Annotated in this window: 8 protein-coding genes; 2 read left to right on the top strand and 6 right to left on the bottom strand. The window is 56.0% G+C overall.

Annotated features, from left to right (window positions below; translation table 11 throughout):
• A partial coding sequence (locus tag NKG99_RS34810) for an SDR family oxidoreductase (protein ID WP_352873945.1) occupies window positions 1–121 on the top strand: 121 nt, incomplete at its 5' end.
• 532 nt (window positions 122–653) lie between these two features.
• On the opposite strand, the gene NKG99_RS34805 is transcribed toward NKG99_RS34810, so the two are convergent.
• From NKG99_RS34805 to NKG99_RS34780, 6 genes are all read right to left on the bottom strand, one after another.
• Window positions 654–1067, bottom strand: a complete 414-nt coding sequence (locus tag NKG99_RS34805) for a hypothetical protein (protein ID WP_352873943.1) — start codon at window positions 1065–1067, stop codon at window positions 654–656.
• A 121-nt stretch (window positions 1068–1188) separates the two neighbouring features.
• Window positions 1189–1944: an SDR family NAD(P)-dependent oxidoreductase gene (locus tag NKG99_RS34800; protein ID WP_352873941.1), complete on the bottom strand. Its 756-nt coding sequence runs from the start codon at window positions 1942–1944 to the stop codon at window positions 1189–1191.
• A 351-nt stretch (window positions 1945–2295) separates the two neighbouring features.
• Window positions 2296–3267: a glycine betaine/L-proline ABC transporter substrate-binding protein ProX gene (proX, locus tag NKG99_RS34795; RefSeq protein WP_352873939.1), complete on the bottom strand. Its 972-nt coding sequence runs from the start codon at window positions 3265–3267 to the stop codon at window positions 2296–2298.
• 449 nt (window positions 3268–3716) lie between these two features.
• Window positions 3717–4763, bottom strand: a complete 1047-nt coding sequence (locus tag NKG99_RS34790) for a GlxA family transcriptional regulator (RefSeq protein WP_352873937.1) — start codon at window positions 4761–4763, stop codon at window positions 3717–3719.
• Entirely contained in the window at window positions 4763–5875 is a 1113-nt protein-coding gene (locus tag NKG99_RS34785) for a mandelate racemase/muconate lactonizing enzyme family protein (RefSeq protein WP_352873935.1), read from the bottom strand. The genes NKG99_RS34790 and NKG99_RS34785 overlap by 1 nt, the downstream gene beginning before the upstream one ends.
• An 8-nt stretch (window positions 5876–5883) precedes the next feature.
• A complete protein-coding gene (locus tag NKG99_RS34780; RefSeq protein ID WP_352873933.1) occupies window positions 5884–7434 on the bottom strand; it encodes a trimethylamine methyltransferase family protein in 1551 nt (516 codons plus the stop codon).
• A gap of 161 nt (window positions 7435–7595) precedes the next feature.
• On the opposite strand from NKG99_RS34780, the gene NKG99_RS34775 reads away from it, so the two are divergent.
• Complete coding sequence (locus NKG99_RS34775) at window positions 7596–8507, top strand: LysR substrate-binding domain-containing protein (protein ID WP_352873932.1); 912 nt, start codon at window positions 7596–7598, stop codon at window positions 8505–8507.
• The last annotated feature ends 334 nt before the right edge of the window (window positions 8508–8841 follow it).

Raw genomic sequence — 8841 nt, 5'->3', positions numbered from 1 at the left:
GATGGCCCGCTTCGGCCAGCCTCATGAGATCGCATCTGCGGTCCATTTTCTGGCGAGCGACGCATCAAGCTATATGACGGGAACGATCCTGTTCGTAGATGGAGGCTTCACCTGTTGGTAGCAACCGCTGGCTGTCGTCGAAGCCCTCTCGACAACAGCCAGTTACCCTGGGGGACGAGCACATCGACCAACAATAGAGGGAATGGCAACCGCTTAGAGCGTATCGAGTGAGTCCATAACCGCGCGGCACTGGAGCAGTTTCTGCATTCTGTTGGAGAAGATTCCAGATATGGCCAATGGCCTGCACAGGGTGTCGATAGTCCTGGTGTCCTTTGCGCGCAGATGCGCCTTGGGCTTGAAAGGCATTTCGATCGGGGTTGAGATTTGGGCTAAGGCAGAGCAGGAATAGCAGCCATGCACCCTGGCTCGTATCACCTTCTCGGCGGCAGGGCTCTTGTGGATAGCAACATGAGGAGGCCACATCGCCTTTTCTAGCGCCGGAGCGTTGCGTTTCGACGTAGGTTTTGACGATGCGCCGGTTCATCGACGTGTCGATGGCGACGGGGCCGCGAGTCAATGACGGCGCAGCCCGGCGATGAAGGTTTGCGTCTTCCAATGTCCGAACGGTACCGTTGAGCGCAGCCGTTGACCCTTCAGGCAACGGCCGCCCACGCGGTCATCTTCGTAGTGGTTCCGGTTTCGTCGATGAACACCAGCCGGCGCGGCTCAAGCCACTTCCGCGGCTGGCGCCTGGTCTGCCACGCCTGCATCGCCGATCGTGTGCGCTGGCCAGCAGCGTTTTCTTGAAGCGGTATCCGTTCCTGATGAGCCGGCGCGAGATCGCTGTTCGGCCGCCAGCAAGGCATGGTGATGTCATCCTTCTCGGCCACACAGCCAAGCAGGAACGCATGATGGGGGTCGAGCTCGGAGTGGCGACGCAACAGCTGGCCATGGGCGCCAGGCTCTCGGTCTTTCGATAGTTTTCCCATAAGGACCACGACGAACGAAGCCGGCCCGAAATGTCCCGCCGCCGCATGCCGTGAGTGACCAGCCTCGACAAACCACACCACATGTTCAGGCAAATCGAACGATTAGGGCTTGGGCATGGCAGATCTGCTCCATAGGGAAGTGAATCACAAACCCAACATCAGCGGAATCCCAAGCGATTCGACCTGAGTGCCCGACCCTCTAGCCACCCATATATGAACCGCCATTTACGTGAATGGTTTGGCCCATGATATAGCTCGAAGCGTTGCTGCAAAGGAACGCTACCGCATTGCCGACCTCGTCACCTGTACCGAAGCGGCCTGCGGGTATGATAGATAGCCACTTGTCTCCACTCCGGCGCAGGAGCTCGGCCACCATTGGAGTGTCTATGGTCCCGGGCGATACATTGTTGACCCGTATGTCCGGAGAAAGCTCCCGCGCGAGCGATTTTGTAAAAGCAAGGACCCCGCCTTTCGAAGCCCCGTAGTGAACGTGCTCGGGCGAGCAACCTTCATGAGCCGCTGACGAGGCGATGGTTACGATTGTTCCCCCCGACCTGATATGAGGGATGGATCGCCTACAGATGTAGAACACTCCGTCAAGGTTTATTGACATTGTTCGTCGCCACTGCGCGTCTGTCATGGTGGCAAATGGTTGATCTTCAAAAATCGCTGCTGCCGGAACGACATGGTCGATGTGGCCGAAACGATCTATGCATTTGGCTACAACGGCGTCTGCATCCGAAGGTTTGCTCGCATCGTATGCTATTGATAGGATCTGCTCGCCAGTCGGATCTAGGGACAACGCCAATCTCGATACGCTTTGCTCATCATAGTCAGCTAACAGCATTCGAGCGCCTAGCCGATGAAAAGTTCGAGCGATAGCGCTGCCAATGCCACCGGCCGCGCCCGTTAAAATAACCACTTGATCCAAAAGGCTGTTATCAATCAATTGCATTTCTCCTGCGGCATCTTCACTACGGGGTCGCGAGGCCCATAGCTAGTGTAGGGAATAAACGCTTGGCGCCGGCTGCCGCTGGCGGCATGCTCGTGTCCGAGCAGTCGTTATAGGTAAATAGCTCGGAGCCTTCCGCGGTGAGGATCCGGCTGAAGGCAGGCTGGAGGTCAACGATCGAATGAAAGGCACTGCGCCCGAGGTGACTCCTCGATTTTGCTTGGGGAGACGCCACCGTGCGAGGTCATTTTGCATTGGCATGCATCCAATCGTTCGCTTGGGCCTACCGGCCCCTAAAGATCATTGCTGCCGTGAGACGGCGGGCACCAAGCGTTCGATTCCATCCACTAGCTGTCAGTGTGCAGCCTTCGCTTGAGCAATCCAGTCGTCCCACTTGGCTTTGTTTGCAGAGATCCACTCCAAAGCGCGCTGATTAATCTGTTCATTGGAGTTCTCGCCTTTGTAAATTCGTAGATTTTCCGCGTTCAGGTCGTCCATGGGGATTGCAACAAGCTCGAAAAATTTCTTAGCGGATGGATTATCTTTAACGAACGACGTGGCTGCGACAATCCGTTGCTGGATCATCGGAAATCCAAGATTTCCTAGACCGGGGATTGTGGTGCTGGCTGTCTGGCCCTTGGGCAGGTCCGTCTTCTTCACGTTGAGAAAAGCGACGTCTTTCCCAGGCACTAATATGCTGGACACCCAGAGCGGGGTCCACGTGTAATAAAGCGTCGGCTTTCCTTCTTTAATACGTTCGATTGCGTCCGGTATGATCGCGAAATAGCCGCCCTGCTTTTCTTCAACAGTATCTCGTAGTCCGTATGCGTCGAGGTGGTGCTCAATAATTAACTCGCACCCCCAACCCGGCTCGCACCCATAAAGATCGGCTTTGCCATTGCCGTCGATATCGAAAAGCTTCGCTTTCTCTGGGTCCTTGAGGTCCTCTATATACTTGATACCCGTCGCATCCGCTGTCTTTTTATCGATCAGATAGCCCTGTATATTGTCGGCCGAAATATGTCCGAGACGCGTTAAGACAGCCTCGCCGCCGTTTTCTTTTATGTATTGGTCATGTATTGGCTCGGCATAGGCCGCAAAGAAAGTTGCATCTCCTTTTGCAACTGCAACGTATGCCAGCTGAATCTGAAGCTGGACGGGATCTGTGACGTCATATCCGAGCTGCCTTAAGCCCTCATCGACGATGTAAGTCTGCATCAGGTTCTCGGTTATGCCATCCCACGCTGGCGTTACTTTCTCGCCGGCAAAGGCCGTCGGCGAGCAGAAGACGGAGCCCATTAGGATATAGCGAAATAGCGACTTCATAGGTTTCTACTCCCGTTGCGATTTTATTGGTTTCTCGTCAGATCTCGTCCGGACTGTGTGGCTATCCACCCAAAGCGCTCCATCATCGTCGGACACCCCACGTCCTTGGAGCTGATGAGTGGATCATGAAACGAACAGCACAGGGAGGTCTGAGAAGCCTCTTCCCTAAAGACCGTTTTATCACCCCGAACCTAAAATTGGTCGGGAAAAAAACTTATCGGGCAGTTGAGTTTTTTGGTGCGTGCGCAAGCTGTGTTGGCAGCTTCGCGTCGCACAAGCCCGGGCTGGTGAGGGGCGCGACGAAGGCTTCACAATGCCGCGAACAAATGGCGTGCGCGCGATTTCTTCCAGTCGCAAAGGCCTGTGCCAGGAAGTATCGACATCTGCAGGGTGGGTTATCACGGTGGACTGAAACCGATCCACGGAGAATGCGAACGAAGACCTGGCCGTCAACCTAAACCCGGTCCTACCCAAGCCGGCACTTCCGCACGGCATTGCTGGGGAGTCTTGCCATGGACGGCTTTGAAACATTTCGAAAAATGTGATGAGGAAATGAAGCCGCACGCAATGGCAACGTCTATCAACGGCATCCGTGTGCCCTCGATCAGCCTTTTGGCGTGATCGAGTCTCATTTTCAGATAATGCTTGGCTGGCGAAACACCAACGTGTGCGAGAAAAAGTCGTTCGAGTTGGCGCCTTGAGAGACCGGCGCGCTTTGCCACCACATCCATTGAGAGCGGGTTATCAAGATTTGCTTCCATGGTCTGAACGGCGACAACAAGCTTTTCGCTGACGTTGGCGTACGAAAGTCCGGATGGGGCGGTCTGGCGGTTTGAGCCGGAGCGCTGTCCGTCGACAATTGCATGTCGGCATACTTCTTGCGCGATAGTTGCGCCGGCTTGGCTGGCAATAAGGTCTACGGCCAGGTCGAAAGCTGCCAGTTCACCGGCACAGGTGGAATATTGTCCATCTTTTACAAAAAGTGTTTCTCTTATGCGCGGCTTGCGGAACACCTCGGAAAAAGCAGCAAGTCTCGACCAATGGATTGTACAAGGCGTATCAGCCAGTAGACCAGTTTCGGCCAGCAGCCACGTAGCCGTGCCCAGTGCCGATATGAAAATGCCCTGCCTCGCCATGCGTCGCAGGAACGCGTGCAACTGAGGCGTATGTTGATGTTCAACCTGCTCGCCCGCGATGATTACAAGCTGGTTGAGGTGCACATTGGTCGCGCTCAAGGCCTCAGTGGTGACGTCGACAGAAATTGCGATGTTGTTCGCACCGTAAACGGCGTTGTTGCCTAGCCCTGCAATTTGCCAACGAAACAAAGAGGCATTGGCTAGCACATTCGCTATCCGAAACGGCTCGAGATAAGCGTGAAGCGCAAGGTGCGAGAACCCTGGCAGCACCAGAATGGCGATATTAAGCGGTTGACCGAGCGACAGGTCGACCGGCCGCCCTGTGGGCTTCATCGCCTGGATTGTGGCCGGAGCGTTCATCAGCGCCCGTATGTTGCAATCGGTGCGCCCAACGTCTTCGCCTCCGGCTGAACACCAAGTCCGGGCCGCTGGGGCACCGCGATATGCCCATCTCTAATCACTATTGAGTTCTCGGGATCATAGTGCCCATCGATATACTCCTGGGCAATCCACGCGCCTTCAAACCGCCGTGGTTCGACTGTCGAGGCGAGATGGACGCAAGCTGCTGCGATAACATCGCCGCCCCACGCGTCATCGCAAGTGTGCGGAAGAGATCGGATCGCACACATGTCTCGAACAGTGGTCATCTTCGTGAGACCTCCAAGACGCGTGACCTTCAGCCCAAACCCATCAGCGATGCCCGAGGATATAGCGCGAAGGACCGCGTTTAAGTCCTCGGTGTTTTCATCGAGAAATATAGGATGGGTAACCCTGCTCTTGAGACTCGCGACCTCTTCCATGGTGTTGCAGGGCTGCTCGAACACGAAGGGGACGGACTGGCAAAGGCGATCGAGATGGATGGCGGCGTCTATGGTCAGGCCGCGGTTGCCGTCGACGGCAATTCTCGCTCGGTGCCCGACGGCTTCCCACACCTTGTGGACCGTTGCGACATCCTGTTCGAGATTCAGCCCCCCAATCTTAATCTGCAGGCGCGGATATCCTGATTTGACCTTGTCGGCAGCAATGCGAGCGGTTTCCTCTGGAGTGCCAACGATGGTCGAGTAGTACGAAGGTACTCGATCCGTGAGCGCGCCGCCGAGCAGCGTCGACACAGGCACGCCGAGATGCTGGCCGAGCAGATCCAGCAATGCAATGTCGAAAGCTGCCTTGGCATAGCCGTGGCCGTTCAACCGTTCGTCCATCGTCTTTAAGAGATGGCGGATCGAGGCCACCTGTTGGCCAATCAAGCCGGGGGCGATCTCGGCAATTGCTGCGCGGGCGCCAAGTGTATGATGGGGTTGATAAACCGGACCTATCGGGCAGGTCTCTCCCCATCCCTTGAAGCCATTGTCGGTCACGATTTCAAGCAGGGTGCTGTCAAGCTGTTGCACACTGCTGCTCGCCATTCGGTAGCTGCTACCGCCCTTCACCGGAAGCAAGCATTTATATACGTTGATGGTCTCGATCCGCATGGCAGGCCTTAATATTCGTAATTTAGCGCATCGACCGCTGGAATCTCGCGCGAGCGGCGTTCGATGTATGCTTGCAATTCTTCATCCTTAGCCTGGTCCAGCTTGGGCTCTTGGTATTCTCCCAAAAGATGTCTGGCGTGTTCGAGGGCGCGTTGCTTTATGTCCTTCGAGCCATTGGCTTTCCACTGCTCAATCGAGTTGTTATCGAACAGCTTTGGTATGAAAAATGCGCGTTCAAAGTTGGCTTGGGTGTGCGGGTGGCCAAAGTAGTGGCCGCCAGGTCCAACATCACGGATCGCTGCAAGAGCTTCGTCGAAATCATCCCACTGGATGCCCTGGGTCATGCGATAGCCCATATCACAGACCTCCGCGTCGACAACGAATTTGGCGATTGAGCAATGCATTCCGGCTTCGTTCCAGCCTGCCGAATGCCAGATATAGTTGGCCCCCGACATCAGCACGGCCATCATCGTCATGGCGCTCTCGTAGCCGGCCTGAGCGTCGAACACTTTCGCGCCGCCGAGCAAGTTAGAAGTGCGCCACGGAATATTGTATCGTCGGGCCATCTGCCCGATCATGAAGTTCATCAACGAGATCTCGGGCGTTCCTGCCATCGGCGCCCCAGACTGCATCGATACCGTTGACAGATAATGTCCGTAGATCGCCGGGCAGCCTTTTCGCACAACCTGGGTATAAGCAAGGGCTGAAAGAGCTTCCGCGTTGAGCTGGGCGACCGCGGCAGCGGTGGACGCCGGCGTATTGGCGCCGCCGAGTACGAAGGGCGAGCAAAGCACCGGCTGGTTACGCCGGCAGAAGGCTCGCATGGCGCCAAGCATCACTTGGTCCCACACCAGCGGCGAATTGCCGTTGCAGTTCCCGGTAGTGACCGCATGAGTTTCCAGGAAGCCCGGTCCGAAAAGGATATCGCACATGTCGAGAGCGTCTTCGGCGTTTTTCGGCGACGTGGTCATGCCCATGAACGTCTTGTCGGAATATTTCATGGACGAATAAGTGATGTGCAAATGCCTGTGCGCCACCACAATGTCCATCGGCTCGACGATGTGATGCGCTGAGGAATGGAGTGCGGGCATCATATGCGCGAGTTTGTGGAACGTGCCGAGATCGGCAATCGTTGGACCACGTCGAACGTCGTCAAGATCGCGCATATAGGGAGCGCCGGTCATCGGTACGAAGATAGACTTCGGGCCTCCCAATTCGACGTTTTTGGCAGGGTCGCGCGCAAAATAGTCAATCTCTGGCGGAATGGTCTTGATAAATTCCATGACCAAACCGCGGTCTAGATGGACCCGTTCGCCGCGAACGTCTGCGCCTGCCCGGCGCCAATCTTCAAGCGCGATCGGATCCCGGAACACCACACCGACCTCTTCCAGGATGGCCAGAGACGCTTCGTGCATTCGCTCGACTTGCTCGGCATCCATGGGTTCAACCACGGGCAATCCGCGTTTGAGCGTTGGCAGCATTTCGACGTTGGGCGCTGTGCGAATTGTTCGCCGCGCGTCCCGGCCGCCTCTTCGAGAAGCTCTCGCTTCAGCAGTCATGCTGGTCTCCAAAATTACTAAAGAAAGCGGGGCATTGTGTGAGCGCCCTCAGCGTGACTATTGCTTAATCCAAGGGATTTGGCCTAATGCAAAAGTCTCACCCCGGTGTTGACTAAAGCGCTGTCTGGTTTTCGGGGCGGCCAGTTAGGTTGCAGTTTTCTATGGTTCGTCGCTACTATGAGCTCCCGTCCCTGACCGCCCTTGCAGTGTTCGAGGCTTCTGCAAGGCATCTTTCGTTCAAGTTTGCGGCTTCCGAGCTCAATGTGACGCCGGGGGCCGTCAGCCGGCAGATCAAGGCAATTGAGGACGAGATTGGCGTTCCTCTCTTCGTACGGCTTGGAACCGGCGTCATGCTCACCAGCGCTGGCGAGGATCTCTATGCTGTCCTGGCAAGCGGTTTTTCCAGGGCGTCCGAGGTCGTCAGAAGCATCAAGAAAGGTGATCGCTCCAAGAACGTCACGATCGCCTGCTCAGATGGCATCGCATCGATGTGGCTGATACCGCGCATGCCGGGTTTTTGGAATCGGCATCCCGAAATCGCGGTCGACCACCTCATTTCCGACAATTCGCGTGACTACAGGCGCTCAGAGGTCGAGTTGCGAATCCGCTACGGATATGGGTCATGGCCGGATGAAAGCACCGAACTGCTATTCGATGATTTGATCTATCCCGTGTGCGGGCCCGGCTTTGCCCAGCAGCACCGGGATGCCACAGCAGAATCGCTGCCGGAGCTTCCCCTCCTACACGTCAACTGGGTTGATCCGGATTGGACTGGGTGGGACGAGGTGTTCCGACGCGCCGGTATCCCTCACGGAACCCCTCGTGGCCGAAGATTTGGCAAGTTTTCCGTGACACTACAGGCCGCTCAAGCCGACCAAGGCATTGCCGTAGGTTGGCACCGGCTGGTGCTCCCGCTGATAGAAGAGGGCAAATTGGTCCGGATCACGGACCTCGAACTGCCTGCCCCGGGGGGATATTACCTCACCTGGAACGACAGCCGAAAGCTGTCGCCTGCTGCCGAACTTTTAAGAGAATGGTTGCGAGAGATTGCGGCCCAAGAGCAGGAAAATTAGTTTCCAAAGCTCTCGTCCTGCACTCCTTTCGCATGTTCCAAAGTCGTAAGGGTGCTCCGATTGCCATCAAAGGAGGATATAGCTTGCTTGGTGCCGGTTCTTTCAATGCATCGGCTGCCACCGCTTCTCCTGTACCGACCGCCAAATCAGCGACCAGCATCGATAGCTCTTAATCGTATCAAGTCCTTTGCAGCAGCTAGAGCGTTTCATCTCTTGAGAGAATCGTAGGATTCCCAAAGAAGCTGGTTTGTGATTGAACTAAACCGCTGCCGCGGTAGCTGATGCGCGGGTCTGGCCTGAGGAGGCCCCTGTCTGAGAAGATTTGGTGTCGAGC

Origin of the sequence: Mesorhizobium sp. M1409, from assembly GCF_040317535.1 — a bacterium.
GTDB lineage: Bacteria > Pseudomonadota > Alphaproteobacteria > Rhizobiales > Rhizobiaceae > Mesorhizobium.
Note: the sequence above shows the minus strand (reverse complement) of the source record. Positions and strands in the feature narration are given on the sequence as shown.

What these genes read in the sequence shown, in the direction of transcription:
- NKG99_RS34800 (WP_352873941.1), bottom strand. Translation starts at nt 1,944, where the DNA reads ATGCAATTGATTGATAACAGCCTTTTGGATCAAGTGGTTATTTTAACG.
- proX (WP_352873939.1), bottom strand. Translation starts at nt 3,267, where the DNA reads ATGAAGTCGCTATTTCGCTATATCCTAATGGGCTCCGTCTTCTGCTCG.
- NKG99_RS34790 (WP_352873937.1), bottom strand. Translation starts at nt 4,763, where the DNA reads ATGAACGCTCCGGCCACAATCCAGGCGATGAAGCCCACAGGGCGGCCG.
- NKG99_RS34785 (WP_352873935.1), bottom strand. Translation starts at nt 5,875, where the DNA reads ATGCGGATCGAGACCATCAACGTATATAAATGCTTGCTTCCGGTGAAG.
- NKG99_RS34780 (WP_352873933.1), bottom strand. Translation starts at nt 7,434, where the DNA reads ATGACTGCTGAAGCGAGAGCTTCTCGAAGAGGCGGCCGGGACGCGCGG.
- NKG99_RS34775 (WP_352873932.1), top strand. Translation starts at nt 7,596, where the DNA reads ATGGTTCGTCGCTACTATGAGCTCCCGTCCCTGACCGCCCTTGCAGTG.